The organism is Streptomyces sp. NPDC005483, from assembly GCF_040606035.1.
Taxonomy (GTDB): domain Bacteria; phylum Actinomycetota; class Actinomycetes; order Streptomycetales; family Streptomycetaceae; genus Streptomyces.
Map to the genome: position 1 here is coordinate 136,730 of NZ_JBEXEA010000004.1, position 25,971 is coordinate 162,700.

Sequence of the window (25,971 nt, forward strand, 5' to 3'; positions counted from 1 at the left end):
CGGGCCCCGCCGGTTTTACCGACGGGGCCCGAGATGATTTACGAACCGGACTTGCGCTTGTTCCACACGTCGAACCCGACCGCGGCCAGCAGGGCGAGGCCCTTGATGACCTGTTGCCAGTCGGTGCCGACACTGAGGAGGTTCATGCCGTTGTTCAGCACACCGAGGACGAGACCACCGATGATCGCGCCGAGGACGGTTCCCACACCGCCGCTCATGGACGCGCCACCGATGAACGACGAGGCGATGGCCTCGAGTTCGAAGTTCAGTCCCGCCTTCGGGGAGGCCGCGTTCAGGCGGGCTGCGACCACCAGACCCGCCAGGGCCGCGAGCACGCCCATGTTCAGGAAGACAAGGAAGGTGACCTTCTTGTCCTTGACGCCGGACAGCTTCGCGGCCGGCAGGTTGCCGCCGATCGCGTAGATGTGCCGGCCGAAGACCGCGTTGCGCATGACGTAGCCGTAGCCGACCACCAGCACACCGAGGACGAGCAGGATGATCGGCGCGCCCTGGTAGCTGGCGAGCAGCATCGTGACCGCGAGGACCGCGGCGGCGATCGCGACCAGCTTGAGCAGGAAGGCGTTCCTGGGCAGCACGTCCAGGGCGAACTCCTGCTGGCGCTTGCGGTCGCGGACCTCCTGGTAGATGACGAAGGCCAGCAGTGCGAAGCCCAGCAGCAGAGTGATGTTGTGGTAGTTGGTGTTCGGGCCGACCTCGGGCAGGAAGCCGTTGCCGAGCTTCTGCAGACCGTTCGGGAACGGGCCGAGGGTCTGGCCCTCCAGCAGGATCTCCGTCAGACCGCGGAAGAGCAGCATGCCCGCCAGGGTGACGATGAACGACGGGATGCCGAGATACGCGATCAGATAGCCCTGCACCGCGCCCGCGACCGCGCCCACCACCAGGGCAAGCACCAGCGCGACCGGCCAGGCCACGTCGTGCTGCACGGTCAGCACGGCCGCGAAGGCGCCCACGAACGCGGTCAGTGAACCGACCGACAGGTCGATGTGCCCCGCGATGATCACCAGCATCATGCCGATCGCGAGGATCAGGATGTAGCTGTTCTGGAGCACCAGGTTGGAGACGTTGCGCGGCAGCAGCAGGTCGCCGTCGGTCCACACCGCGAACAGCGCGACGATCAGACCGAGGGCGATCAGCATGCCGTACTGCCGCATGTTGCGGCGCAGCCCGTTCAGCATCAGCTGGAGCAGGCCCTCGCCGGAGGACGACCCCCCGCCCTTGCCCGGCGGCGCCGCGGCCGGAACCTTCGTCACATCGGTGCTCATCGCGTTACCTCTTTGTCCTTCGTCATCTGGCGCATCAGCACTTCCTGCGTGGCCTCGGCCCGCGGAACCTCACCCGTGAGCCGTCCGGCGGCCATGGTGTAGATGCGGTCGCACATCCCGAGCAGCTCCGGCAGCTCGGAGGAGATGAAGACGACCGCTTTGCCCTCGGCGGCCAGCTGGTCGATGACCGTGTAGATCTCGTACTTGGCGCCCACGTCGATACCGCGCGTGGGCTCGTCCAGGATCAGCACCTCGGGACCCGCGAAGATCCACTTGCTGAGGACGACCTTCTGCTGGTTGCCGCCGGACAACCGGCCCACCGTCTCGAAGACGGTCGGGGCCTTGATGTTCATCGACTTGCGGAAGCGCTCGGCGACCTTCCGCTCCTCGTGCTCGTCGACCACACCGCGCTTGGCGACCTTGTTCAGGGCGGTCAGCGAGATGTTCCGGTTGATGTTGTCGATGAGGTTGAGGCCGTAGTGCTTGCGGTCCTCGGTGACGTAGGCGATGCCGTGGTCGACCGCCTCCGCGACGGTCTTCGTACGGATCTCCGCGCCGTCCTTGAAGACCTGGCCGCCCGCGTGCCGGCCGTAGGTGCGCCCGAACACGCTCATCGCGAGCTCGGTGCGGCCGGCCCCCATCAGGCCCGCGATGCCGACGATCTCGCCGCGGCGTACGTGGATCGAGACGTCGTCGACGACCTTGCGGGTCTGGTCGATCGGGTGGTGGACGGTCCAGTTGCGGATCTCGAGGGCCGGGGCCGCGTCCGCCTCGCCCTCGTACGGCGTGCGCTCGGGGAAGCGGTGGTCGAGGTCGCGGCCGACCATGCCCGAGATGATCCGGTCCTCGGTGGTCTCCGCGGCCTTCACGTCGAGCGTCTCGATCGACTTCCCGTCGCGGATGATCGTGACCGAGTCGGCGACCCGGCGGATCTCGTTGAGCTTGTGGGAGATGATGATCGAGGTGATGCCCTGCTTCTTCAACTCCAGGATGAGATCCAGGAGTTTGCCGCTGTCCTCGTCGTTCAGAGCCGCGGTCGGCTCGTCGAGGATGAGCAGCTTCACCTTCTTCGAGAGCGCCTTGGCGATCTCCACCAGCTGCTGCTTGCCGACACCGATGTCGGTGATCCGGGTCTCCGGGTGGTCGGTCAGACCCACCCGGCGCAGCAGCTCGGTGGCGTGCTTCAGCGTCTCGTTCCAGTTGATGAACCCGCCGGAGGCGTGTTCGTTGCCGAGGAAGATGTTCTCCGCGATCGACAGGAAGGGCACCAGGGCCAGCTCCTGGTGGATGATCACGATGCCGTGCTGCTCGCTCGCCCGGATGTCCTTGAAGGAGACGACCTCTCCCTCGAAGAGGATGTCGCCCTCGTACGTGCCGTGCGGATGGACGCCGGAGAGCACCTTCATCAAGGTGGACTTCCCGGCGCCGTTCTCACCGCAGATGGCATGGACCTCGCCCTGACGGACGGTCAGTGTGACGTCCGACAGCGCTTTGACGCCGGGAAAGGTCTTGACGATCGAGCGCATTTCCAGGACGGGTCCCGCCATGGTCGTGCCTTTCAATCAGAGGAATTGGCCGACAGAGCTGACTAGTTGAGCTCGCTGGCCTTGTAGTAGCCGGTGTCGACCAGTTCCTTGGTGTAGTTGCTCTTGTCGACGCTCACCGGCTGCAGCAGGTAGGCGGGGACGACCTTGGAACCGTTGTCGTAGGTCTTGGTGTCGTTGACCTCGGGCTTCTTGCCGTTGAGGACGTCGTCCACCATGGTCGAGGCGACCTCGGCGAGCTTGCGGGTGTCCTTGTAGACGGTCTGCGTCTGCTGGCCCGCGATGATCGACTTCACCGAGGCGAGCTCGGCGTCCTGGCCGGTGATGACGGGCAGCGGCTTGCTGGCGGAGCCGTAGCCGTCCGACTTCAGCGCGGCGATGATGCCGATGGAGATGCCGTCGTACGGCGACAGGACCGCGTCGACCTTTCCGCTGCCGTACGTGGAGGTGAGGATGTCCTCCATGCGCTTCTGCGCGGTGGCACCGTCCCAGCGCAGGGTGGTGACCTGGTTGATCTTGGTCTGGCCGGACTTGACGACGAGCTTCTTGCTGTCGATGTACGGCTGCAGCACGCTCATCGCGCCGCCGAAGAAGTACTTGGTGTTGTTGTCGTCGTTGGAGCCGGCGAAGAGCTCGATGTTGAAGGGGCCCTTGCCGCTCTTCAGGCCGAGCTTGTCGACGATGTAGCTGGCCTGCAGCTCACCGACCTTGGTGTTGTCGAACGACGCGTAGTAGTCGACGTTCGGCGTGCCGAGGATCAGGCGGTCGTAGGCGATGACCGGGATCTTGGCGTCCTTGGCCTGCTGGAGCACGTTGTTCAGGGACTTGTTGTCGATGGCCGCGACGATCAGGCCCTTGACGCCCTGCGTGATCAGGTTCTCGATCTGCGAGACCTGCTGGTCGGGGTCGTCCTCGCCGTAGACCAGCTTGGTCTTGTAGCCCTTGGACTGGAGGTTCTTGACGACGTTGTTGCCGTCGGCGATCCAGCGCTCGGAGGACTTGGTCGGCATCGCGATGCCGATGGTGCCTCCCTTGGCGCTGCCGGTCGACTCCTCGCTGCCGCCCTTGCTGTCCTGGCCGCAGGCCGAGAGGGTCAGGGCGAGGGAGGCGGCGCCGGCTATGGCGGTGAGTGCGGCTCGACGAGTACGCATGATCATCATCCTTGATGTCGGGACGGGTTCGGTCTGGCGGTGCGGAACGCTCTGCAAGGAGGTGCGGGCTGTGACCGAGGAAGGGGTGTGTGGGATTGTGTGCGGCTGCGTCTGCTTTTGTGAAGGGAGTCGGTCCGAAACGTTATGAGGGTGTTTCGAAACGCTTCAGCGCCCCCGGCAGCCGCGAACCCAGCGGCGCCATGTCGCCGTCCGCTCCGTGCCGTGCGAGCAGGTCCAGAGCGAGCCGGCCCCGGCGCACCCGTTCCCGGGCCGTGTTCAGGGTCAGATCGCGCATGTGGTGGCCGTACGGGTAGATTCCGGGAGCCTTCGACAGGCCGAACTTCAGGTAGAGCGGCGCGCCGCGTCTGATCAGTTCGGCGACCTCGTACATCCGTACATAACCGCCGAGGTCGTCGGGCGCCTCGATGTACATGTCCATCGGAGCGGCCGACACCCGCCGGATCTCGGTGAGATGATCGAGCGTCAGATCGCTGGGCACGTTGATGGAGTCGGCGCCCAGATTCTCGTAGACCGCGTACGCCGCCGGGTTGACCGGACCGACGAGCGCGCTCAGCTTCAGGGTGGTCTCGGCCGGGATGATCCCGGCGGCCCGCGCCCGGTGCAGCGTCCACAGCACGCCCTCGTCGGCGACGAGGAGGCACTGGACGCCCAACTCCGTCGCGCGGACGGCGTCTTCGACACAGCCGGCCACGGCGTCGTGGCCCCGGGCCCGCAGGCCCGCGCCGCGCGAGTCGCTGCGCGTCGAGCCGCCGATGTCCCAGGTGCCGCGCGGGCCGGTGAACAGGCAGAGCTCGATGTCGCGTTCACCCGTCGCCTCCACCATCTCGGTGATCTCGGCGTCGGTCAGCATCCACACACCGCTGCCCTGGCTGATCCGGTGGATCGGCACGTCGAGCCGCGAGGCTTCCTTCAGGACGACGGCCAGCGCCTCCGGCCCCTCGCACGAGGGGATCTCGGTGCGCCACCGGCCGCCACCGGGGAAGGTGTGCGGTGAGGCGTCGGCGGGATCGAGGGCGGGCGCGCCCAGGCCGAGCGCGGTGAGTGCCTGCTCACCTGGGCGGCGGGCCGCCGTGGCGGAAGCGTCGGTCGTCACAAGCTGTCCTTTGTGTTCGATATGTCGGACAAGGTTCGCGGCTCAAGTCGTGCGGGGCTTGGTGTACGCCGGCACGGGGTGGTCAGGTCACCCCGTACCGGCGTACGTCTAGGGGCGGAGCAGCACCTTCCCGACCTTCGGATCACCGGACCCGACCAGTTCGATCGCCTCCGGAAACCCGTCGAGCGGCAGCTCGTGCGTGACCAGCGACAGCGGATCGAGCAGGCCGGCCCCGAAGACCCGCACCGTGTGCGCCCAGGCGTCCGGCGGAGCCCCGAAGACGGTGTGCACCTCCAGCTGCCGTACGACCAGGTCCGTCGGGTCGAGACCCTCGGCGCCCGGCGCCGGGATGCCCGTCAGGACCAGACGTCCGCCGCGCCTGAGCAGGGAGGCGGCGGTCGTCGCCGCGGACGCGGAGCCGGCGGTCTCGATGACGACGTCGAAGTCGTCCGGGAGCTCCTCGGCCCTGGTGCGGAAGTCTGTGGCACCGAAAGCTTTCGAAAGCTCCGTCCGGTCGGGGCGGGTTCCTACCACCAGCAGCTCGGCGGGCGAGCCCGCCTTCAGGAACTGAACGGCGAACATACCGAGCGTCCCGGTCCCCACCACGGCCACGCGCTCGCCCGGCAGGGCGTTCGCCTTGAGCGCGGCGGCCGCGATGCAGGCGGCCGGCTCCAGCAGGGCGGCGGCCGTCAGGTCGGCGTCGTCCGGCAGCACGTGGAGCAGGCGTGCGGGCAGGGTGAGCGTGGTGGCCATCGCACCCGGCTGGGTGAACCCGGTCTCCTCGTACCCGGCCGTGCACAGGGTCGTCTCGCCCGCATGGCAGCGATCGCAGACCTGGCAGTTGCGGAAGCCCTCACCGACGACCTTGCGGCCGACAAGAGTTGAAGGCACACCGGCCCCGACCGCCTCGACCGTCCCGGACCACTCATGGCCCGGAGTGAGGGGATAACGGACGTATCCCTCGGGCCGGTTGCCCTGGTACACCTCGCGGTCGCTGCCACAGATGCCGACGGCGTGGACGCGTACCAGCGCCTCGCCGGCCGCGGGCTCACGAGGGGCGTGTTCGTCGAGCCGGTGCTCGCCGGGCCCCTCGATGACGACCTGCGAGCTCACTTGGTGCCCTTGGGCTTGCGCTGCTCCCAGCCCTCGGCCCACAGGTCGAACCGGGCCTGCTGCTGCGGGAACTCCGCCGCCGCGTCCACGTCCAGCTCGACACCGAGACCGGGCGCGTCTGACAGGTGGAAGTACCCGTCCACGACCTGCGGGGCACCCTTGACGACCTTCTTGATCTCCGCGTCCGCGAAGTCGTTGAAGTGCTCGAGGATCTTGAAGTTGGGGGCGGTGAAACCGACCTGCAGCGAGGCGGCGGTCAGCACCGGCCCGCCCACGTTGTGCGGGGCTACCAGCATGTAGTGGGTCTCGGCGGTGGCGGCCAGCTTCCGGGTCTCCCAGATGCCGCCGATGTGGCCGACGTCCGGCTGGATGATGTCCACGGCCTGGCTCTCGAAGAGCTCGCGGAACTCGATGCGGTCGTGGATCCGCTCACCGGTGGCGACCGGGATGTCGACCTTGGCGGCGACCTTCTCCAGCGCCTTCAGGTTCTCCGGCGGCACCGGCTCCTCCAGCCACGCGGGCTTGAAGGGCGCGAGGTCCTTGGCCAGCCGGACGGCGGTCGACGGCGAGAACCGGCCGTGCATCTCCAGCATCAGCTCGGCGTCCGGGCCGATGGCGTCGCGGACGGCCTCGATCAGCGAGACGGCGTACAGGCTCTGCTCGTGGTCCAGCTCGAAGTGGCCGGTACCGAACGGGTCGATCTTGAGCGCCTTGTACCCGCGCTCCATGACCGCCTGCGCGGCCTTGTGGTACGCCTCGGGAGTCCGCTCGGTGGTGTACCAGCCGTTGGCGTACGCCTTGACCTTGTCGGTGACCTTGCCGCCCAGGAGCTGCCAGACCGGCACACCGAGGGCCTTGCCCTTGATGTCCCAGCAGGCCATCTCGATGACGGCGATACCCGACATCACGATCTCGCCGGCCCGACCGTAGTCGCCGTACTTCATCCTCTTGACGAGGTCCTCGACAGCGAACGGGTCGGAGCCGAGAATGTGATTGGCCTCGGCTTCCCTCAGGTAGCCGATCAGCGCGTCGGTGTGTCCCAGCATCCGGGTCTCGCCGACTCCGGTGATGCCTTCGTCGGTGTGCACCTGGACGTAGGTCAGGTTGCGCCAAGGCGTCCCGACCACGTGTGTGCTGATTCCGGTGATGCGCACGGCGGTTGCCCCTCGTTGCTTCGTCGGCTCAGTGACGTCTGTTCGAAATTTCGTCACACGTTCGAAATGCTGACGTGACAGTAAGGAGGGGGTGAGGGGAGTGTCAATGGGTCGAACGCATAACGGTTTCGACACCGCTTTCGACACGGCTTTCGAAGGCGGTTTCGGTGAGATCGGGAAGGATGCCCGAACGGTCCCCGGCGGCCCTCTCAACTTGCCGCGCCGGAACGGGTAGTTCGACACACAACCTTCACGGGCGTGACTATGAATGCCAGGTGAGAGGAACTTAGTCTTCCCGCGTCATGGACTACTGCGACCCGTGCCGACGGCACCTCAACGGCGCCCTCGCCTGCCCGGGGTGCGGCACCTCGATCGAAGCGCTACGCGCGTACACCCCGCGCGTGCCCGCCCAGAGCCAGTCGCAGGAGCCCCCGCTGACCCCGGCGTACGCGACGTACGGAGCCGAGGGTCAGTACGGCGCCGCCGTGGCCGGCGGCCCGCTCCCGGGCCACGAGGCGACGCCATATGGGGGAGGGGCCGCGGGGGCCACCCCGTACGGCATGGGTGGGCAGGACGGCGCGGGGTATGGCGGGGAGGGTGAGGGCGGCGGGACGTACGGCGGGGACGGCGGTCCGGGCGGCGCGGTGTACGGCGGAGGTGCCGGGAGCGGTGCGTCGTACGGCGGCGACCCTCAAGGGGTGTACGACGTCGGCGGCGGGGATGCCGGGGCGTACGGCATGCCCGGTCAGGGTGACATGGCGTACGGCGCGGACGGCCACCAGAGCGCCCCGCGCGCGGGCGATCCTCTGGGGGCCGGGGCGGCGGAGGCCGGGGCAGGCTACGGCTCGACCGGAGCCGACACCGGCTCCGGGGCGGGCCTCGGCTCCGGGACGGGCTACGGGGCGGGCTCCGGGACGGGCTCCCGCTCTGGGGGTGACCCTGGCTTCGAGACCGGTTCCGGCCCCGGCTTCCAGACCGGCCTCGGTTCTGGCCCCGGCTTCGAGACCGGCCCCGGCTCCGGGACCCGCCCCGGCCCAGATGCCGACGCCAACCCCATCACCCGCACGGGCGCCGAGGCGAGCCGCAGCCCCGCTCGCGTGAGCGGCAGCCCTGTCGAGGAGGCCGTGGAACCGACCGGCGGCCGAGCCTCACGGCGGCGCGCACGGGGCCGGGGTGCCGAGGACACCGACCGCCTCGCCGAACCCGAGGACACCCATGACGACGAGTACGACGAGGACGACCCCGACGATCCCACCGGCGGAGCAAGTCGTCGCGATCGCAAAGCCGCAGCGCACCGCAGACGTCGCCGCCGAACCCTGCTGATCGCCGCCGGCTTCCTGCTCGCGGCCGGCGGTCTGAGCCTCGCGGAGCTGGGCATGGACGCCCCGGGATCCTCCCCCAAGCCGGCCGCGGCGGACGGGGAGTCGGCCGAGGGCGGTGCCTCCCCGGAGGCGAGCGCATCGGCGTCGACGGAGGCCGACTCAGCCGGAACCGCCCCCTCCAACTCGCCGTCCCCGTCGACCTCGGAGTCCCCGTCGCCCTCCGCGTCCAAGAGTGAGGACGCCGACGCGAGCAAGAGCCCCGACGCCCAGTCGGCGACCGTCAAGCCCCCCGGCGCGTCGACCCCCACCGCCAAGCCCACGTCCACCAGCGGAGGCTCGGCCCCCACGGCGACCCCCACCACCGCCGCCCCGAGCCCGTCCCCGTCCCCGACACAGTGCGACCGCTTCCTGTGGTGGTGCACGTAAGGGCTTCGCCTGTGTGAAGCCGGAATGGTCGTCCGTGGGCCCGCCGGGGGAGAACTCCGCTATGGGCCGCTGTGGATCAGAGACGCCCACAGGTGCGGTCGGCCCGGATGCTCGGCGCGCAGCTCCCGGATGACGCGATGGAGCACGATCGCCGCGTCATCGGCGGACGGTCTGTCCGGCATCAGCCGGTAGAAGTGCTCGGCCGCGCCGGCCGCGACGCGGTCGTCCAGCGGCCAGAGACTCGCGACGACATGCCGGAACCCGGCCAGCTGGAACGCGGAGGCGAGGTGGATGGACTCGTCCGCGTGCCGCCGGCCGACATGTCCGGTGGAGCACGCGGACAGGTATGCCAGTTCGGCCTCGTGGAGGTCGCGGCGGCCGATCTCCGCGATGGACAGCACGCCGTCGTGGAGATGAAGCCCGCCCTCGGACGGCGCGTCGGGGTCGGTGCCGGCGTGGCAGGCGAAGTGCGCCCAGCTCGCCTCGGGGAGCGCGCCGGTCACTCGGGCGGCGGTGGCCTGCTCGTTGGTGAGCAACGGCATGTCGGGATGGACCGCGTGCAGGCTCGCCGCCTCGGCGGCGGTGGCCGGCAGGTCCGGCAGCCCCGGGGTCCGGTCGAGGGCGACGGTGAGCCGGCGCAGGACCGTCGCCGCCGGACGCCCGTGGGCGCGGGCCAGGGTTCGCAGAGTGGGCGTGTACGACGAGACCACCCGGTCGAGCGCCCCGGCCTCGCCGGGGTGCCCGGCCGCGTGCAGCGGCAGCAGCCCGAGCGGCCCGGTCGGCATCCACCACACGCGGGGGAGTACCCCGTCGTCCGGGCGGAGCCGGTCGTCGACCGCGTCGAGGACCGGCTCGACCGCCGTGTCCCACAGCCGGCCCAGCAGCTCCGTCAGCACCCGTTGCCGGCGCAGCTCGCCGGTGAACGACCCGGTGTCATGCGTCGCTTCCGTCAACTCGACTGCCCACGCCTCGACTTCGGCCAGTCGCAGGTCGGGCAGCGGTACCAGCAGCGGGGGGCCGTCGGCGGTGATGACGATGCCGTCGCACCGCTGCAGTCCGGCGTTGAGCAGCACGACCGCCCCGCCGGTGGCGGTCGGCCGCAGCTCGCTCCACGCCGGGGGGAGCAGGAACCGGTCCAGCCCCGGCAGCCGGCGGATTTCCGTCAGCACGTCGTCGTGCTCGGCCCACAGTCTTCTGCGTCGGTCGACGTGATCGAGGTCCTGGCCGTCAGGCGTGACCATGGCCGGGGGATCCGGCGCGTTGAGGGCATCGCGGACGCGGCTCAGCCGGCGGGCCAGTGCGGGATGCTCGGCCTCGAGGTCGGCGAGGGGCGTCCGCAGCGCCAGCCGGGACGCCAGCAGGACCGACCGGCCCAGCTCACCTGCCTGGACCGCGCCGCCCGGATCGTCGAGGGCACAGTGCACGGAGATCGCCTCGCCGACCAGTCCGCGGTTCGCGCCGAGGCGGTACTCGTGGTCCGCCGACGAGGTCTCCCGTGCCGCGACCGACGGCAGCAACTCCACCGCCGTGTCGAACAGCAGCCGGGCGGTGTGCGGTTCGTCCAGTACGTAGGCGAGCCGGCCCACTGCCCAGCAGGCGCGGAGCCGGTCGAGCGGGGGCGCCGTCGTGGCCGCGAGCGCTTCCCGAGCGAGCCCGGCGATCCGCGACCGGTCGAGGGCGCCGCCGGTGTCCCACCGCCTCCTGTAACAGGTCCCGAGGAAGTAGATCCGTGCGGCCCGGTTCGGATGGTCGCCGGGGGTGGCCGTGACCGCCTGTTCCGCGGCGTCGACGGCGCGGTCGAGGTCGGACGTGGCGCCGGTCCGCTGGAACCGCAGCCGGTAGGCGTTACCGAGGTTGAACAGATGCTGCGCGCGGGCCCGATGGCCGGTGGGGACGGCGGCGGCCTCCTCCCGCGCGAGGTCGACGGCACGGTCGAGGTCGGCCGGATCGCCCGAGTGCTCGTACCGCATCTGATGGGCCCGCCCGAGGTTGTACAGGCGCAGCAGCCGGTCGGGATGGTCGGCGGGGGTGGCCGCGAGCGCCCGGAGCGCGAGATCGACGGCGTTGTCGAAGTCGGACCGGTCGCGGCTGCGCTGGGCGCGCGCCCCGTAGGCGACCCCGAGGTTGGACAGCCTTGTGGCCCGGTTCGGGTGGTCGTTCGGCGTGGCGGCCACGGCCTGTTCGTAGTGCGCGACGGCCCGGTCCAGGTCGTGCAGGCTGCCGCTGTGCCCGAACCGCTGGTTGAGGGCGTTGCCGAGGTTGTTCAGGTGCACCGCACGGTTCGGATGGTCGTCCGGTGTGGCGGCCACCGCGCGTCTCCCGGCGTCGATGGCCGCGTCCATGTCGGACGGCTCCCCGGTGCGGGCGAACCTGGACCAGTGGGCCAGGCACAGGTTCGACAGGCGGTACGCGAGATCCGGGTGGTCAGCGGGCGTGGCGGCCACGGCCTGTTCCTGATGTGTGACGGCCTGGTTCAGATCGGCCACGTCCCCCAGTTGTTCGAACCGCCCCCGCAGGGCCGCCGCGAGGTTGTTCAGGACGGTCGCGCGGAACGGGTGATCGGCGGGTACCTCGGCGACCGCTCTCTGAAGGTTCTCGACGGCCCGGTGCATGTCGACGGGGTTTCCGCTCCGGTCGAATCGCGCGTCGTACGCGGTACCGAGATTGGACAGGCGGGTCGCACGGTCCGGGTGGTCGGACGGCGTGGCGGCGACGGACCGTTCGTAGTACGCGACGACACGGTCCAGATCGCCCGCGTCCCCCAGCCGTTCGAACCGTGCGTGGTACGCGACACCGAGGTTGGACAGGAACGTCGCGAACTGGCGGTGCCCCTGGGGCGCCGTGGCGACGGCCCGGCCGAGGTGGCCGACGGCCCGGTCCAGGTCGGCCACCTCGCCGAGCCGCTCGAACCGCGCGTGGTACGCCATGCCGAGGTTGGAGAGGTAGGTCGCACCTTCGGGTGTGTCGCCCGGGCCGGCTGCCACCGCGTGTTCGTGGTGGCCGATGGCCCGGTCCAGGTCCGCCAGGCTCCCGGTCCGCGCGAAGCGGGCGTGATAGGCGGCGGCGAGGTTGGACAAGGCGGTCACCCGGTACGGACTACCGGTGTCGGCGGCGGCCTGTTCCCCGAACCCGATGGCGCGGTCCAGGTCCGCCGGACGGCCCGCCCGTCCGAACCGTGCCCAGTAGGCGGCGCCGAGGTTGGTCAGGACGGTCTGCCGGTGCGGGAAGTCGGCGGGAGCGAGGGCCATCGCGCGCTCGCCGGTGTCCATGGCGCGGTCCAGGTCCGCGAGGTGCCCGGTCCTCTCGAAGCGCCGCAGGTGACCCGTGGTGAGGTTGGTCAGGATGGTCGGCAGGTGGGGGGAGCCGGCGGGGAGGACGGCCATCGCGCGCTCGCCGGTGTCCATGGCGCGGTCCAGGTCCGCGAAGTACCCGGTCCTCTCGAAGCGCAGCAGGTAGCCCGAGGCGAGGTCGGTCAGGATGGTCTGCAGGTGCGGGGAGCCGGCGGGGGCGGCGGCCATCGCGCGCTCGCCGGAGTCGATGGCGCGGTCCAGGTTCGGCAGGTGGCCCGTCCTCTGGAACCGCAGCAAGTGGCCCATGGCGAGAGTGGCCAGGTAGAACGCCATGTTCAGGTCGGCGCCGGTCGCGACGACGGCCCGTTCCCCGAACTCGATGACCCCGTCCAGGTCGTCCGGGTGCCCGGCCCGCCGGAAGCGGAGGAGGTGCGTGGCGCTGAGGTTGCCCAGGATGAGCGCGGAGTTCGGGTTGCCGACCTGGAGCGTGGTGACGGCCTGTCGCCCGATGCCGATCGACTGGTCGGCGTCGTCCTCCCGTCCCGTCAGCGCGTAGAGCGCCCGGTGGGTCTCGGCGAGGTTGTACAGGCGGGTGGCGCGGTGGGGATGGTACGCCGGTGTCAGGGCGACGATGCTCCGGAACAACGAGACGCAGCGGACCAGAAGGGCCGTGTCACCGGCTCGGGTGGCCCGGTTCAGAAGGTCGACCGCCTGCTGGTTCAGCTGCTCCGGATCGAGCCGGTGGTCGGAGGACATCGCCCATGAGACTATCGGCCGACTGCCGGAAGGGGGAGCCCTGTTGGACGCCGAACGATCGGCCCTGACCACGCTGTGCAAGGAGTTCGACGCGCTGATCGGCGAGACCAGGCTGCACTCCGCGGCACGTCAGGAACTGCTGGAACGGATCGTGGCCGAGGCGCGGGCCCGGCGCCCGGTGCTCACCCTGCTGGGCCGGTTGCTGAACACCGACCGTGAGACCACCCTGCGCACACTCGCCACGGGACTGCCGGGAGCCGGGCCGGGCACCGCCCGTCGGGAGGACTTCCGCTGCCCGGACGGCGCCTGCGACCGGACGGCGGTACCGCCACCGGCGGGCGCGATCCCGCGCTGCGCGGTCATGGGCCGGCCCATGGAGCGGGGGTAGCGCGGGTGGGCGGTTTCTTCCAGCAGTTGGCCAAGACCCTGGCCGACCGGTGGATCAGCCTGCTCGTGCTCCCCGGTGCCTTCTTCCTCGGCGCGGTGTGGCTGTCCCTCGGCCTCGGCCATGCCGACGCGTGGAACGTCGCGCTGCTGACCCGGCAGGCCGAGGACGCCATGGCCAGGATCGCCGACCTGTCGAGCGGGGCGCAGGCCCTCCTCGTCGTGGCCGTACTGGCGGCCGCCTCCGGTGTGGGCTTCGTCGTGCAGGCGCTGGCCGCGATCACCCGGCGCGTCTGGCTGGGACCGTGGCCCCGCCCCTTCGCCCCGGTCGCGGCCGCGCGTACGGCCCGTCGGCGTGCGCGATGGCACCGGCTCGTCGAGGAACGCCGGGCGCTCGAAGCGGCGGGCCCGGCCACCCGCACCCGCGAGCAGCAGGACCGCATCGACACCGTGGCCCACCGCATCACCCGGCTGGCCATGGCCGAACCGGGCCGGCCGACCTGGATGGGCGACCGGATCCACGCCGTGGAGTCCATCGCGTACCACCGCTACGGACTCGACCTGGCCTACGGCTGGTCCCGGCTCTGGCTGGTCCTGCCCGACCCTGCACGGACCGAACTCACCACCGCGCAGTCGGCGTTCGCCGCCGCGGTCGCCACCGGAACCTGGGCCGTGCCCTACCTCCTGCTCACCGTGGTGTGGTGGCCCGCCGTGCTGGTCGCCGCGGGCATCGGGCTGACCGGGTGGGCCCGCGCCCGCTCCGCCGTAGCCGATCTCACCACCCTGACCGAGGCCGCCCTGGACCTGTACGGCCGTACGCTGGCGGCCGCGCTGGGGATGGGCGACGCCACGGAGGGGACCGGTCCGCTGACGATCAGCGAGGGCGAGCGCATCTCCGACCTCGTGCGGAAGGGCCGCTAGCCGCCCGTTCCCGCTGGTCCGGCAGCCGGCCGACGCGACCCGGCGCCACGGGGCAGGCGCCCCCCCCGGTCACGCCTCCAGCATCCGCAGCAGCAGGTCCCGCAGAGACGTCCGCTCCCCCTCCGACAACCCCGCCAGCGGCGCCCGGGCGAACCGCAGTCCCTCCCGCAGTTCCCGGGCCATCTCAAGGCCCGCCTCCGTCGCCGCCGCCACCTTGACCCGCCGGTCCGCGGGATCGGGGCGCCGCTCCACCAGCCCGCGTGCCTCCAGCCGGTCCACTATCCCGGTGACGTTCGACGGCTCGCACTTCAGTTTCTGGGCCAGTTTGCGCATGGGCAGCGGCTCCAGGGACAGCAGACTCAGCAGCCGCGCCTGCGCCCCGGTGAGGGCGTGCTCCGCGGCCGCGTCCTCGTAGTCCGAGTGGAAGCGGGCCACCACGTCCCCGATGAGCTCCACGACTTCCATGGTCAGCGCGTCGGGCCGGGTCTTGTGAGGAGTGGGCATGGACTCCAGGATACCCCTTTACTTGACAACCTGAAATATTCAGGAGCATGGTTGTTTAAGGCACTGAAGTAAATGGAAAGGTCGCAGGCATCATGATCAACCGCGAATGGCACCTCGTCTCCCGACCGGTCGGCTGGCCCAAGCCCGAGGACTTCGCCCTGGTCGAAGCCGAGGTCCCGCCCCCCGGTGAGGGCCAGGTACTGGTCCGCAACAAGTACCTCTCCGTCGACCCGTACATGCGCGGCCGCATGAGCGCCGCCAAGTCGTACGCCGAGCCCTTCGAGCTCGGCAAGGTCATGCAGGGCGGCGCGGTCGGTGAGGTCGTCGCCTCCAACGCCGAGGGCATCGCCGTCGGCGACCACGTCCTGCACTTCTTCGGCTGGCGCGAGCACGCGGTCATGGACGCGAAGCACGCCGTCAAGGTCGACGCCGACGCGGCCCCCCTGTCGACGTACCTCGGCGTCCTCGGCATGACCGGCCTCACCGCCTACGCCGGCCTCCTGCGCACCGCCTCCTTCAAGGAGGGCGACTCGGTCTTCGTCTCCGGCGCCGCGGGTGCCGTCGGCAGCCAGGTCGGCCAGATCGCCAAGCTCAAGGGGGCCTCCCGGGTCATCGGCTCGGCCGGCTCGGACGAGAAGGTCAAGCTGCTCGTCGAGGAGTACGGCTTCGACGCGGCCTTCAACTACAAGAACGGCACGGTCAGCGACCAGCTGCGCGAGGCCGCCCCGGACGGCGTCGACGTCTACTTCGACAACGTCGGCGGCGACCACCTCGAGGCCGCCATCGGCTCCCTCAACCAGGGCGGCCGGATCGCGGTCTGCGGCATGATCTCGGTCTACAACAACACCGAGGCCGCCCCCGGCCCGCGCAACCTCGCCCGTCTGATCCAGACCCGCGGCCGCATTCAGGGCTTCCTCGTCGGCGACAACTACGACCTCCAGCCGGAGTTCGTCGCCGAGGTCGGCCCGTGGGTGGCGTCCGGTCGGCTGAAGTACCGCGAGACGGTCGTCGAGGGCATCGAGAACAACCTCGAGGCGTTCCTCGGGGTCCTGCGTGGCGACAACACCGGAAAGATGATCGTCAAGCTCTAGGCGCCGGCCCTGTGCTGGATTTCCGTAATGCGGTAACTTCTTTCCGAATCTGCCGTCGATCGTGGGCGCGAGTCGCGGTGGACCGAGGAGGAAGACACCCGCACGTCCCTCCAGCAGACCGATGTCCTCTACACGGCCGTCGCCACCGCCGAGAGCGGTCGCGACGGCCGTGTCGCCACCGACGACGGCAGGCTCGACGTGGTCGTCAACCCGCCCGAGGAAATGGGCGGCAGCGGCAACGGCACCAACCCGGAGCAGCTCTTCGCCGCCGGGTACAGCGCCTGCTTCCAGGGCGCCCTCGGCGTCGTCGCCCGCAAGGAGAAGGCCGACATCTCCGGTTCGACGGTCACCGCGAAGGTCGGCATCGGCAGGAACTCCGACGGCTTCGGCCTGATCGTCGAGATCTGGGCGACCCTCCCGAACGCCGACCCGGACACCGCGAGGGCCCTGCTGGAGAAGGCCCACCAGGTCTGCCCGTACTCGAAGGCGACCCACGGAAACATCACCGTGACGCTCGCCTGACGGAGCTCGTTGGTCGTACCGGGCGGAGCCCGCACTCCTGGACGTGGGGTGCGGGCTCCGTCCTTCTCACACGGCCAGAGCCGCCCTGTGTACGGCCCTCACGAACCGCTCGTTCTCCGGCGCCGCCCCTCCCGGGAACGCCATCCGGCGGCGGGTGTAGCCGTAGGCCAGACCGCTGCGGGGGTCGGCGAAGGCCTGGGAGCCGCCGGCGCCGCTGTGGCCGAAGGAACCGGCGCCCAGGAACGGGTGCCACATGTCGGCCGTGGCCTGGAAGCCCAGGCCGTAGGACTTGTGGGACCGGGCCACCAGGTCGTAGCCGACGGACTGGATCTGGCCCACCTCGGCGATGGTGTCCGGCTTCAACAGGGGCGGCCGGTCGGCGACTTCGCTGATCGCCGCCGCGTACATCCCGGCCAGGCCCCGAGCGGCCGCCACTCCACCCGCCGACGCCGGCCCCTTCGCGCGCACGGCACGGGAGTTGGCGTAATCCACCAGGTCGCCTGGGTCGGGCACCTGCTGGTTGAAGGCGATCGCGGTCAGGGTGTGCGGACCTGCCGGCGCCGCGTCCAGCAGGGCCTGCTGCTCGGCGCTCGGGAGCATCGGCTGCACGGAGCGGTACCGGGGCTCCAGCGCCGCGGGCAGCCCCAGGTGGAAGTCCAGCCCGTACGGCGCACGGATCCGCTCCTCGTGCACCTCCTGGAGCGTGCGGCCCGTCGCCCGCCGGACGATCTCGCCGGTGAGCGCGCCGATCACGAGCGCGTGGTAGCCGAAGGCCGTGCCGGGGCGCCAGAACGGCTTCTGGTCCGCGAGCCGTTCCGCCACCACCCGGTCGTCCGCCAGCTCCTGAGCGGTGAAACCGGCGTCCAGGCCGACCACCCCGGCCCGGTGCGCCAGCAGATCCCGCAGGGTCAGCTGACCCTTGCCCTCGGCCCCGAACTCCGGCCAGTAATAGGTGACTTTGCGGTCCAGCTCCAGCGTGCCCTCCTGGAGCAGGAGGGCGACCACCAGATGGGCGGCACCCTTGGTCGACGAGAACACGCCGTAGAGGGAGTCCGGTCCGACGCCCTCACCGGCCCACAGGTCGACGACCCGCCTGCCGTGCACATACGCGCTCAACTGCCCCTCGTAGTCGGGCCGTTCGCCCGTCACGAAAGCGGTGAACTCCTCGCGCACCGCCTCGAAGCCGTCCGCGACGGTGCCGTGGATCTCCTGCGTCATCCGCTCTCCTCAACCTCAGCCGCTGCTCGCGTGTCCCATGGTGAACAACGCCCGTCCGACCTGGGCGCCCCCCTGGGGATGATCCGCGACACCTCCTTTGGGGCTTCCTGAGATCGGTACGGCGAGACGTACCTGTTCGACTCAACCGCGACTGGAGGGAGTCGCCCGAGGGGCACCCGATAGGGTGCGGGCATGCGTGATCTCGGGGCGGGCTTCCACTATCTCCTGAAGGGCCAGCGGTGGGTGGCCCGGCACGGCAAGCAGTACGGCTTCGGGCTGATCCCGGGCCTGATCACCCTGGTGCTGTACGCGGTGGCCCTGGTGGCCCTGGCGACCTGGGGCGGGGACGCGGTGTCCTGGTCGACCCCCTTCGCCGACCACTGGTCGAGCCCGTGGCGGGGCCTGTTCCGGGAGTTCCTCACGGTGGTTCTGTTCGCGCTGGCCCTCCTCCTCGCCGTCCTGACCTTCACGGCGGTCACCCTTCTCATAGGCCAGCCCTTCTACGAGAACCTCTCCGAGAAGGTCGACCGGGATGTCTCCCCGGACGGCACCGCCCCCGAGTCCGGCCTGCCGCTCTGGCGCGAGCTGTGGATCTCGGCGCGGGACAGCCTTCGGATCGTCGTCCGGGCCCTCCTGTGGGCGGTCCTGCTCTTCGCCCTGGGCTTCGTCCCCGTCGTCGGCCAGACGGTCGTCCCGGTGATCGGTTTCTTCGTCACGGGGTTCTTCCTCACCGAGGAGCTCACCGCGGTCGCCCTCCAGCGCCGAGGCGTGGACCTCCGGGCCCGCCTGACCCTCCTGCGCTCCCGCAAAACCCTCATCTGGGGCTTCGGCACCCCCCTCGGCCTGTCCTTCCTGGTCCCCTTCGTGGCGGTGTTCCTGATGCCGGGCGCGGTGGCGGGGGCGACGCTGATGGCGCGGGAACTGCTGGGGGAGGAGACGCGGGAGGAGTCCGACGAGGAGGACGACGCGCAAGCGGTGCCCGGCCCGTGAAGGGGCGGCAGCCCCCACCCCCCGAACCTGCTACGCCCCCACCGCCACCGCGACGATCGCCCGCACCTGCGCGATGATGTCCAGCCGGTTGCGCACGAACCCCGGATCGGTCACCGTCCCCGTCGCCGGATCCGTGTTCCCCGCCCCGAACTCCAGTACCGGCGTGTGCACATGGCCGCCCGGCAGTACGTCGTGCAGCCCCAGCCGGTCCCGCAGCAGCGTGACCCGGTACGCGATCTCGTTGGACAGGTAGTCCCCGCCACCCCCGGCACGCGCCGTGGACCCGGGACTCGGCCCGTCCGGCCGGACGACCGGCTGCGTCCCTCCCGCCGGGATCTCGGTCACGCTCGTGTGGTCGTAGACGGGAAAACGCCCGGTGTCCGCGTCCACGATCGCCTTGTACGGCAGCGTCGTGGTCGTCCACTGGGGCTGCGAGGCCGGGTCGGTGACCGGAACCGTCCCCGTCACCCCGATGGTGTCGTTGTCCGGGAACCCGCCGCGCCAGGCCCCGTTGGTCCGCTCGACGTCGAACCGGCCCACCCGCCCCTGACTCACGGTCGTGAAGAGATCCACGCGCTTCAGATACGGCCGCAGCGCCCGCTCCACGGTCTGGTCCGTGAAGTCCTGCCACCGCACGGGGAACACGACGGTCTCCACCCGCGCCGGCCCGTCCGCCGTCTCGATGACCGTCCCGTCGAGCGCGAGCGCGCTCGCCCCGGACGGGTTCGAGATCCGTATGTCCCGGTCCAGCGTGAACGGGTCGAACCCGGTGAGGAGCACCCTCTTGAGCCGGCCACCACCCGGATACCGTACGGACGTCTGGCCTCGCGAGGCCAGCTCCAACTCGCCCAGAAGTGCCGCACGTTGCCCGTCCGACAGCGCGAACTCCGGCTCCCAGGTGCGCACTTCCCGCGTCATCGCCAACCGCGCCCAGTACAGGGGCCGGTCGTCGTCGCGGCTCAGATCCCCACCGGCAGGGCCCCGCCCCTGCGCCCGGTCGACGGCCCGCTTCCACAGCGCGGACCCCTGCCCTACGACGGCCTTCCGGGCCTCCCCGTAGGAACGCGCCGACCCGAGCGCCCGCGTGAGGCGGAGCGGCACGGCGTCGAATCCGGACCGTTCGAGGATCTCCCGCGGTACGGCCTGGTCGAGCCGCCGCTCCTCCACCGTGGGCGAAGGGGCGGTCGCTGCCGCTGCCGGGCTCATGGGGGCCACGGGCCCCGCCAGCAGGGCCAGTCCGAGGATGCCGATCCGAACGCGTAGGGATGTCAAGGGAGTTCAGGTCCTTCCGTCGCTGTGGGGCGCGAGTGGTGCCGGACGACGGCAGTATCGCGTGACGAAAGTGGTCTACGCCATGGGGGGTGACGTGCGGGGAATGCGCCCCGCGGCCTCCCGCAGCGCCTCCACGAACGCCGCCACGGCCGGCGAGGTGGACCGCCCCCGCGGCGTCGCCGCGTACACCGCCCGCGCCGGCGCCCCCTCGTCGAGCACCGGGAGCAGTACGACGTCCGGCCGTACGGACTGCGCGGCGAGCGCCGGGACCAGAGCCACGCCGAGCCCGGCGGCGACGTACCCCTGTTTGGCGGTCCACTCGCCGACGACGTGCGCGATCCGCGGCCGGAAGCCCTGCCGCAGGGCCGCGTCGAGCAGGGTGCCCTCGGGCCGCGGGCTCCCGGAGATCCAGTCGGCGTCCGCGAGCCGCCCGAGCCGCACCGGGCCGACGCCCTCACCCACCAGCGGATGCCCGGACGGGACGGCGACGTACAGCGACTCGTCGAGCAGATGACGCAGTTCGTACGCCGACAGCGGCGCTCCGCCGGTCGTGGAGACGACCGCGAGATCCAGCCGCCCGTCGGTGAGCCGGTCCAGTAACAACGGCGTGAGCCCCTCCTCGCGGGAGACCCGCACGCGCGGATGGCGGCTACGGAAGGCGCCGAGGGCATGCGGGACCAGCGCCGCGTCGGCCGTCGGGAACGCCCCGAACCGCAGTCGCCCGCCCGCCACTTCACGCAGCGCCGCCAGCTCGCGCACGGCCCCGTGCAGCGCCCCGGTGACGGTCTCCGCGTACGGCACGAGCACCCGCCCCGCCTCCGTCAGCCGCACGCCCCGCGGCAGCCGGTCGAACAACGGCGCCCCGCCCAGCGCCCCCTCCAGCGAGGAGATCTGCCGGGACACCGCCGACTGCGTCCAGCCCAGAGCGCGCGCGGCCACGGTGAACGACTCGTGCCGGGCCACCTCGAGGAAGACCCGCAGCCAGACGGTGGCGAGATCGGGAGGCGGGTCCGTGCGATGCGGGTTCGGCATGACAGCCATGCTGGACATTCGCTTGTCGCATCACAAGGGCGCACCTAGCGTCGACGGCATGCAGATCACCCTGGACAACCCCGCCGGCGCGCCCCAGCCCCTGAGCCCCTACTACTCCCAGGTCGCCCGCGTCGAACAGGCGGACGGCAGCGTCCTGTTGTTCGTCTCCGGCCAGATCGCCGAAGGCGCCACGCTCGCCGCACAGTCCCGGGGCGTCTTCGAGACCCTCGCCGCGCTGCTGGAGGCGCACGGGGCGAGCCTGGCCGACGTCATCAACATCCGCACCTACCTCACGGACATCTCGGAGCTGGAGCAGTACGGCGCCGTACGACGGGAGTTTCTCACCGGCACCCCGCCCACCAGCATGACCTTCGAGGTGTCCCGGCTGTTCCGGCCCGAGGCGCTGATCGAGATCGAAGTCGTGGCGGCGGTGCCGGCGGCGGGGTGATACTGCGGCATATGAAGGCAGCGAAGGCCGCGGGGTGGTCGCTCTCGGCTGGGTGTGGGGTCTGTTCGGCTCCCCGAGGGCGAGGTTCAAGCTCCGCGGTGCGGCCCGTGTGGCCTTCGAAGTGCTCTGGTTCGGAGCGGGTGTCGTGCTGCTGTACGCCGCGGGTCAGCATGCCTGGGCGCTGAGCCTTCGCGTGCGTGTGTGTGCTCAGCAAGACACTCGCCGTCGTCTGGAGCCGGTGACCCTCACTCCACCGGCTCGCCCAGCAGCCGCAGGAAGTCCCGGAACGCGCCCGGCATGTCCACCGACTCCGGGTCGAGCAGCCACTGGTACTGGAGGCCGTCCATGACCGCGACCAGCAGGGGCGCGGTGCGTTCAGGGCTCAGTCCGTTGGGGAGGCGGTCGCCGTACTCGGCGCGCAGGGCCACCGTCATCGACGCGCGCACCCGGGTGTAGCGGTCGGTGAAGTACTCCCGAGCCGGATGCCCCTCCGTCACGCTCTCGCCGAGCAGCGCCGAGAAGGTCTGGATGATGCCGGGCCGCATCGCGTTGTACTCGACGAGCGAGGTGAGCAGGTCGACGCGCCAGCTGCCGTTCGGCACCGCGTCCCACTTGTCCCGCTCCTCCAGCACCGCGACCAGCAGCGCGTCCTTCGTCGGGAAGTGGTGCAGCAGCCCCTGCTGGGTCAGCCCGACCCGCTCGGCCACCGCGGCCAGGCTCGCGCCCCGGTAGCCGCGCTCGGCGATGACCTCCAGGGCCGCCCGGACGATCTCGGCCCGGCGCTCCTCGCTTCTCGTCCTGGCGCTCATGGCGTCACCGTACGACATGCCACCCCTGCCTGTGCAACGACAAGATAACGAAACCTACCGTTCACCAGGTAATCGATGCACGATGAGAGGACCGCACGGACTTCGACGAGGAGGCGCCGCCATGGCCGCACCCAAGGCAGCTGAGGGACCCCGGGGCACCACCCCCGCCGACCAGGCCCGCGAGGCGGCCGTCGAGGCGGCCCTGGCCCGGCTGGACCTGGACGCCAAGGCCCGGCTCCTCGCCGGTCAGGACATGTGGTCACTGCCCGCGCTCCCGGAGATCGGCCTGCCCTCCCTCGTCATGTCCGACGGCCCGATCGGCGTCCGGGGCGTGCGCTGGAGCGCCGACGACCCGTCGATCGCCCTGCCCTCCCCGACCGCGCTCGCCGCCACCTGGGACCCGGAACTCGCGCGCAGGGCGGGCGTGCTGCTCGCCCAGGAGGCCCGCCGCAAGGGCGTCCACGTCCTGCTCGCCCCCACCGTCAACCTCCACCGCTCCCCGCTCGGCGGCCGCCACTTCGAGGCCTACAGCGAGGACCCGTACCTGACCGGACGGATCGGCGCCGGGTACGTGACCGGCGTACAGGAGGGCGGCGTCGGCACCACCGTCAAGCACTTCGTCGCCAACGACGCCGAGACCGACCGCTTCACGGTGGACAACCTGGTGTCCGACCGCGCCCTGCGCGAGCTGTACCTGGCGCCCTTCGAGCACATCGTCGAGAACGCCCACCCGTGGGGCATCATGACCGCCTACAACACGGTGAACGGCACGACGATGACCGAGCACCACCACCTCGTCAACGAAGTCCTGCGCGGCGAATGGGGCTTCGACGGCTACAACGTCTCCGACTGGATGGCCGCCCGCTCCACCAAGGGCGCCATCGAGGGCGGCCTCGACGTCGCGATGCCCGGCCCGACGACCGTCTACGGCGAGGCACTCGCCCGGGCGGTGCGGGACGGCGAGGTCGAGGAGAGCGCGGTCGACACGGCCGTACGCAACGTGCTGCGGCTCGCCGCCCGCGTCGGCATCCTGGAGGGCGCCGAACCCGTCGTCACCGAGCTCCCGGACCCCGTCGACGGCATCGACTTGGCCCGCGAGATCGCCCGCCGCGCCTTCGTCCTGGTCCGCAACCAGGGGGCGTTGCCCCTGCGCGAGGGCACGGTCGCCCTCATCGGCGCCGCCGCCCGCGACGCCCGGGTCCTCGGCGGCGGCTCCGCCACCGTCTTCCCGGACCGTGTCGTCTCCCCGCTCGACGGCCTCACCGCCGCCCTCCCCGAAGGCACCCTCACCTACGCCGTGGGCGCCGACCCGAACACCGAACTCGGCTTCGCCGACAAGGGGTTCACTCTCACCACGGTCTGCCGGGACGCGGACGGGAACGTCATCGGCACGGGGTCCGCCCCCAACGGCCAGATCCAGTGGATGGGTTCGGACCTCCCCGAGGGGGTCACCCACGACCGGCTGCACACCGTCGAGCTGACCGGCACCTTCACCGCGCGCGAGGGCGGTGAACACACCTTCGGCATCAAGGGACTGGGCGCCTTCAAGCTGGTCGTCGACGGCACGACGCACTACGACGACGTCCAGAGCACCGACGAGGACGACCCCTTCATCACCTTCTTCGGCGCCCCGCAGCCCCGCGCCCAGGTCCAACTGACCGCGGGCGAGCCGGTCGACGTCTCCCTCACCTACGTCGTCGCCCTCCCCGAGGACATCCCGATGAAGGTCATCGCCTTCACCCTCGCCCACCAGGACCCGCAGCGCGACCCCGAGGCGCTGATCGCCGAGGCCGTCGAGGCGGCCCACAATGCCGACACCGCCGTCGTGGTGGTCGCCACCACGGAGCGGGTCGAGTCCGAGGGCTTCGACCGCAGGGACCTCACGCTGCCGGGACGCCAGGACGAGCTGGTCCGCGCGGTCGCCGCCGCCAACCCGAACACCGTCGTGATCGTCAACTCCGGCTCCCCGGTGGAGCTGCCCTGGCGCGAGGACGTCGCCGCCGTCCTGCTCGGCTGGTTCCCCGGTCAGGAGGGCGGCGCGGCCCTCGCCGACGTCCTGACCGGTGCCCACGAGCCCGGCGGCCGCCTCCCCACCACCTGGGGTGCCCTGGCCGACGCCCCGGTCACCCGGGTCACCCCGCAGGGCGGTGAACTCCCTTACGACGAGGGCGTCTTCATCGGATACGCGGCCTGGGAGAAGGAGGGCCGCACCCCGGCCTATCCGTTCGGCCACGGCCTCGGCTACACCGACTGGACCTACGAGTCCGTCGAGGTGCGCGGCACCACCGTCCGGGTCCGGCTGCGCAACTCCGGCGCCCGCGCGGGCCGCGAGGTCGTCCAGGTCTACCTGGCGCCCGCCGGACCCGACGCCGAACGCCCGGCCCGCCGGCTCGCCGGCTTCGCGGGAGCCGAGGCCGGTCCTGGCGAGAGCGTCGAGGTCACGGTGGAGATCCCGCGCCGGGCCTTCGAGGTCTGGGACGAGAAGACCTCATCGTGGTCGTATGTGAAGGGTTCGTACGAAATCCAGGTGGGGCGCTCGATCGGCGACCGCCGGGTCACCGCGACGATTAACGTCTGATCGCAGGGGGCACAGCCCTCACACAAGCAGCCCCGGCCCGGGACCTGACCCCTGGGCCGGGGCTCGTCCGTTCCTACCGCGTGCCGAAGCCGTACACCGTCTCCGAGCGGTACGCCTCGCCCGGCCGCAGCACCGTGCTCGGGAACTCCGGCCGGTTGGGGGAGTCGGGGAAGTGCTGGGTCTCCAGGGCGATGCCGTCGCCCGGCGCGAAGGGCTCGGGCAGATGGTCCGCGGTGTACAGCTGGAGCCCCGGCTCGGTGGTCGCCACCGTCAGCACCCGCCCGGACACGGGGTCGTACAACTCGGCGACCCCGACGGCCTGTTCGGTGATCCCCTTGTCGAGCACGAAGTTGTGGTCGTAGCCCGCCCCGACCTTGCGCGCCCGGCGGAAGTCGAACCGGGTGTCCGCGACCTCCTCGACCCCGGTCGGGATCAGATCCGCGTCGACCGGGGTGAACCGCGAGGCGTCGATCCGCAGTTCGTGCCCGCCCGCGTTCCCGGAACCGGCCAGGTTGAAGTAGCTGTGGTTGGTCAGGTTGACGACGGTCGCCGCGTCGGTGACCGCCTGGTACGAGATGCGCAGCGCCCCCGACTCGTCCAGGCTGTACGTCCCGGAGACCTCGAGCCGCCCCGGAAAGCCCTCCTCGCCGTGCGCGCTGACCCGGCTCAGCCGCACCCCGTGCTCACCGGCGGGCTCCATGTCCCACACCCGCTTGTCGAAGCCGTTCTCGCCGCCGTGCAGGGAGTTGGGCGCGTTGTTGGGCGCGAGCGCGTACGTCACCCCGTCCAGCTCGAAGCGGCCGCCCGCGATCCGGTTGGCGTACCGCCCGATGAAGGCGCCGAGATACGGACCGGAGTGCTCGAGGTATCCCTCCAGCTCCGCGAAGCCCAGCACCACGTCCGCCGTCCGCCCGTCCCGGTCCGGGACCTCGACCGACTGCACGATCCCGCCGTACGACAGGATCCGCACGCGGACGCCCGCGCGCTCCAGGGTCCAGCGGTGAACCGGCGTGCCGTCGGGAAGTGTGGCGAAGAGTTCGTTCATGTGC

Annotated in this window: 21 protein-coding genes and 1 pseudogene; 9 read left to right on the plus strand and 13 right to left on the minus strand. The window is 70.9% G+C overall.

Annotation, left to right across the window (positions count from 1 at the left end; genetic code table 11):
• Positions 1-38: 38 nt before the first annotated feature.
• The 6 genes from mmsB to ABZT06_RS09625 form a co-directional block, all read right to left on the minus strand.
• Positions 39-1,283, minus strand: coding sequence for a multiple monosaccharide ABC transporter permease (mmsB, locus tag ABZT06_RS09600; RefSeq protein WP_355737410.1), 1,245 nt, complete (start codon positions 1,281-1,283; stop codon positions 39-41).
• Positions 1,280-2,830 carry a multiple monosaccharide ABC transporter ATP-binding protein gene (gene mmsA / locus ABZT06_RS09605; RefSeq protein ID WP_355737413.1) on the minus strand — a complete coding sequence of 517 codons (1,551 nt, stop codon included), beginning with the start codon at positions 2,828-2,830 and terminating at the stop codon, positions 1,280-1,282. The genes mmsB and mmsA overlap by 4 nt, the downstream gene beginning before the upstream one ends.
• A gap of 41 nt (positions 2,831-2,871) precedes the next feature.
• Entirely contained in the window at positions 2,872-3,978 is a 1,107-nt protein-coding gene (gene chvE, locus ABZT06_RS09610) for a multiple monosaccharide ABC transporter substrate-binding protein (protein ID WP_355737416.1), read from the minus strand.
• A 142-nt stretch (positions 3,979-4,120) separates the two neighbouring features.
• Positions 4,121-5,092, minus strand: a complete 972-nt coding sequence (locus ABZT06_RS09615; protein ID WP_355737419.1) for a hypothetical protein — start codon at positions 5,090-5,092, stop codon at positions 4,121-4,123.
• 108 nt (positions 5,093-5,200) lie between these two features.
• Positions 5,201-6,205 carry an alcohol dehydrogenase catalytic domain-containing protein gene (locus ABZT06_RS09620; protein WP_355737421.1) on the minus strand — a complete coding sequence of 335 codons (1,005 nt, stop codon included), beginning with the start codon at positions 6,203-6,205 and terminating at the stop codon, positions 5,201-5,203.
• A complete protein-coding gene (locus tag ABZT06_RS09625) occupies positions 6,202-7,359 on the minus strand; it encodes a mandelate racemase/muconate lactonizing enzyme family protein (protein ID WP_355737424.1) in 1,158 nt (385 codons plus the stop codon). Before ABZT06_RS09625 ends, ABZT06_RS09620 begins: the two co-directional genes overlap by 4 nt.
• 302 nt (positions 7,360-7,661) lie before the next feature.
• Between ABZT06_RS09625 and ABZT06_RS09630 the strand changes: the two genes are divergently transcribed.
• A complete protein-coding gene (locus ABZT06_RS09630; protein ID WP_355737427.1) occupies positions 7,662-9,107 on the plus strand; it encodes a hypothetical protein in 1,446 nt (481 codons plus the stop codon).
• Positions 9,108-9,166: 59 nt separating this feature from the next.
• Here ABZT06_RS09630 and ABZT06_RS09635 read toward each other — a convergent pair whose 3' ends face one another.
• Positions 9,167-13,153 carry a CHAT domain-containing tetratricopeptide repeat protein gene (locus tag ABZT06_RS09635; protein WP_355737430.1) on the minus strand — a complete coding sequence of 1,329 codons (3,987 nt, stop codon included), beginning with the start codon at positions 13,151-13,153 and terminating at the stop codon, positions 9,167-9,169.
• A gap of 43 nt (positions 13,154-13,196) precedes the next feature.
• Here ABZT06_RS09635 and ABZT06_RS09640 point away from each other — a divergent pair, with 43 nt between their 5' ends.
• Together ABZT06_RS09640 and ABZT06_RS09645 are read left to right on the plus strand one after the other, a co-directional pair.
• A complete protein-coding gene (locus ABZT06_RS09640) occupies positions 13,197-13,541 on the plus strand; it encodes a hypothetical protein (RefSeq protein ID WP_355737433.1) in 345 nt (114 codons plus the stop codon).
• Positions 13,542-13,546: 5 nt separating this feature from the next.
• On the plus strand, positions 13,547-14,458 hold the full coding sequence (locus ABZT06_RS09645; RefSeq protein WP_355737436.1) for a hypothetical protein: 912 nt from the start codon (positions 13,547-13,549) through the stop codon (positions 14,456-14,458).
• Between the two features lie 69 nt (positions 14,459-14,527).
• Here ABZT06_RS09645 and ABZT06_RS09650 read toward each other — a convergent pair whose 3' ends face one another.
• On the minus strand, positions 14,528-14,962 hold the full coding sequence (locus tag ABZT06_RS09650) for a MarR family transcriptional regulator (protein WP_355737439.1): 435 nt from the start codon (positions 14,960-14,962) through the stop codon (positions 14,528-14,530).
• Between the two features lie 92 nt (positions 14,963-15,054).
• Here ABZT06_RS09650 and ABZT06_RS09655 point away from each other — a divergent pair, with 92 nt between their 5' ends.
• Entirely contained in the window at positions 15,055-16,053 is a 999-nt protein-coding gene (locus tag ABZT06_RS09655) for an NADP-dependent oxidoreductase (protein ID WP_355737442.1), read from the plus strand.
• Between the two features lie 105 nt (positions 16,054-16,158).
• A pseudogene (locus ABZT06_RS09660) lies at positions 16,159-16,575 on the plus strand (organic hydroperoxide resistance protein); the annotation flags it as partial.
• 66 nt (positions 16,576-16,641) lie between these two features.
• Here ABZT06_RS09660 and ABZT06_RS09665 read toward each other — a convergent pair.
• The gene (locus ABZT06_RS09665; RefSeq protein ID WP_355737445.1) at positions 16,642-17,793 is read right to left on the minus strand and encodes a serine hydrolase domain-containing protein; all 1,152 of its coding nucleotides are present in this window, start codon (positions 17,791-17,793) and stop codon (positions 16,642-16,644) included.
• 192 nt (positions 17,794-17,985) lie between these two features.
• Between ABZT06_RS09665 and ABZT06_RS09670 the strand changes: the two genes are divergently transcribed.
• Positions 17,986-18,783, plus strand: a complete 798-nt coding sequence (locus tag ABZT06_RS09670) for an EI24 domain-containing protein (protein ID WP_355737448.1) — start codon at positions 17,986-17,988, stop codon at positions 18,781-18,783.
• Positions 18,784-18,813: 30 nt separating this feature from the next.
• On the opposite strand, the gene ABZT06_RS09675 is transcribed toward ABZT06_RS09670, so the two are convergent.
• Positions 18,814-20,055, minus strand: coding sequence for a pyroglutamyl peptidase (locus ABZT06_RS09675; RefSeq protein ID WP_355737451.1), 1,242 nt, complete (start codon positions 20,053-20,055; stop codon positions 18,814-18,816).
• Between the two features lie 75 nt (positions 20,056-20,130).
• Entirely contained in the window at positions 20,131-21,087 is a 957-nt protein-coding gene (locus ABZT06_RS09680) for a LysR substrate-binding domain-containing protein (RefSeq protein ID WP_355737454.1), read from the minus strand.
• 58 nt (positions 21,088-21,145) lie between these two features.
• Between ABZT06_RS09680 and ABZT06_RS09685 the strand changes: the two genes are divergently transcribed.
• Complete coding sequence (locus ABZT06_RS09685) at positions 21,146-21,535, plus strand: RidA family protein (RefSeq protein ID WP_355737457.1); 390 nt, start codon at positions 21,146-21,148, stop codon at positions 21,533-21,535.
• Positions 21,536-21,587: 52 nt separating this feature from the next.
• Positions 21,588-21,884, plus strand: coding sequence for a DUF2568 domain-containing protein (locus ABZT06_RS09690; protein WP_355738266.1), 297 nt, complete (start codon positions 21,588-21,590; stop codon positions 21,882-21,884).
• On the opposite strand, the gene ABZT06_RS09695 is transcribed toward ABZT06_RS09690, so the two are convergent.
• Entirely contained in the window at positions 21,781-22,362 is a 582-nt protein-coding gene (locus tag ABZT06_RS09695; protein ID WP_355737460.1) for a TetR/AcrR family transcriptional regulator, read from the minus strand. The two genes, ABZT06_RS09690 and ABZT06_RS09695, sit on opposite strands and share 104 nt — an antisense overlap.
• A 103-nt stretch (positions 22,363-22,465) precedes the next feature.
• Here ABZT06_RS09695 and ABZT06_RS09700 point away from each other — a divergent pair, with 103 nt between their 5' ends.
• Positions 22,466-24,922: a glycoside hydrolase family 3 C-terminal domain-containing protein gene (locus tag ABZT06_RS09700; protein WP_355737463.1), complete on the plus strand. Its 2,457-nt coding sequence runs from the start codon at positions 22,466-22,468 to the stop codon at positions 24,920-24,922.
• 73 nt (positions 24,923-24,995) lie between these two features.
• Here ABZT06_RS09700 and ABZT06_RS09705 read toward each other — a convergent pair whose 3' ends face one another.
• Positions 24,996-25,967, minus strand: coding sequence for an aldose epimerase family protein (locus tag ABZT06_RS09705; protein ID WP_355737466.1), 972 nt, complete (start codon positions 25,965-25,967; stop codon positions 24,996-24,998).
• Positions 25,968-25,971: the final 4 nt, after the last annotated feature.

Excerpts from the sequence above, each read along its gene's own strand:
- ABZT06_RS09670 (WP_355737448.1), top strand. The coding sequence starts at position 17,986 with ATGCGTGATCTCGGGGCGGGCTTCCACTATCTCCTGAAGGGCCAGCGG.
- mmsB (WP_355737410.1), bottom strand. The coding sequence starts at position 1,283 with ATGAGCACCGATGTGACGAAGGTTCCGGCCGCGGCGCCGCCGGGCAAG.
- ABZT06_RS09685 (WP_355737457.1), top strand. The coding sequence starts at position 21,146 with ATGCAGATCACCCTGGACAACCCCGCCGGCGCGCCCCAGCCCCTGAGC.
- ABZT06_RS09665 (WP_355737445.1), bottom strand. The coding sequence starts at position 17,793 with ATGACGCAGGAGATCCACGGCACCGTCGCGGACGGCTTCGAGGCGGTG.
- chvE (WP_355737416.1), bottom strand. The coding sequence starts at position 3,978 with ATGCGTACTCGTCGAGCCGCACTCACCGCCATAGCCGGCGCCGCCTCC.
- ABZT06_RS09700 (WP_355737463.1), top strand. The coding sequence starts at position 22,466 with ATGGCCGCACCCAAGGCAGCTGAGGGACCCCGGGGCACCACCCCCGCC.
- ABZT06_RS09695 (WP_355737460.1), bottom strand. The coding sequence starts at position 22,362 with ATGTCGTACGGTGACGCCATGAGCGCCAGGACGAGAAGCGAGGAGCGC.
- ABZT06_RS09655 (WP_355737442.1), top strand. The coding sequence starts at position 15,055 with ATGATCAACCGCGAATGGCACCTCGTCTCCCGACCGGTCGGCTGGCCC.
- ABZT06_RS09650 (WP_355737439.1), bottom strand. The coding sequence starts at position 14,962 with ATGCCCACTCCTCACAAGACCCGGCCCGACGCGCTGACCATGGAAGTC.
- ABZT06_RS09680 (WP_355737454.1), bottom strand. The coding sequence starts at position 21,087 with ATGCCGAACCCGCATCGCACGGACCCGCCTCCCGATCTCGCCACCGTC.
- mmsA (WP_355737413.1), bottom strand. The coding sequence starts at position 2,830 with ATGGCGGGACCCGTCCTGGAAATGCGCTCGATCGTCAAGACCTTTCCC.
- ABZT06_RS09705 (WP_355737466.1), bottom strand. The coding sequence starts at position 25,967 with ATGAACGAACTCTTCGCCACACTTCCCGACGGCACGCCGGTTCACCGC.
- ABZT06_RS09630 (WP_355737427.1), top strand. The coding sequence starts at position 7,662 with ATGGACTACTGCGACCCGTGCCGACGGCACCTCAACGGCGCCCTCGCC.
- ABZT06_RS09635 (WP_355737430.1), bottom strand. The coding sequence starts at position 13,153 with ATGTCCTCCGACCACCGGCTCGATCCGGAGCAGCTGAACCAGCAGGCG.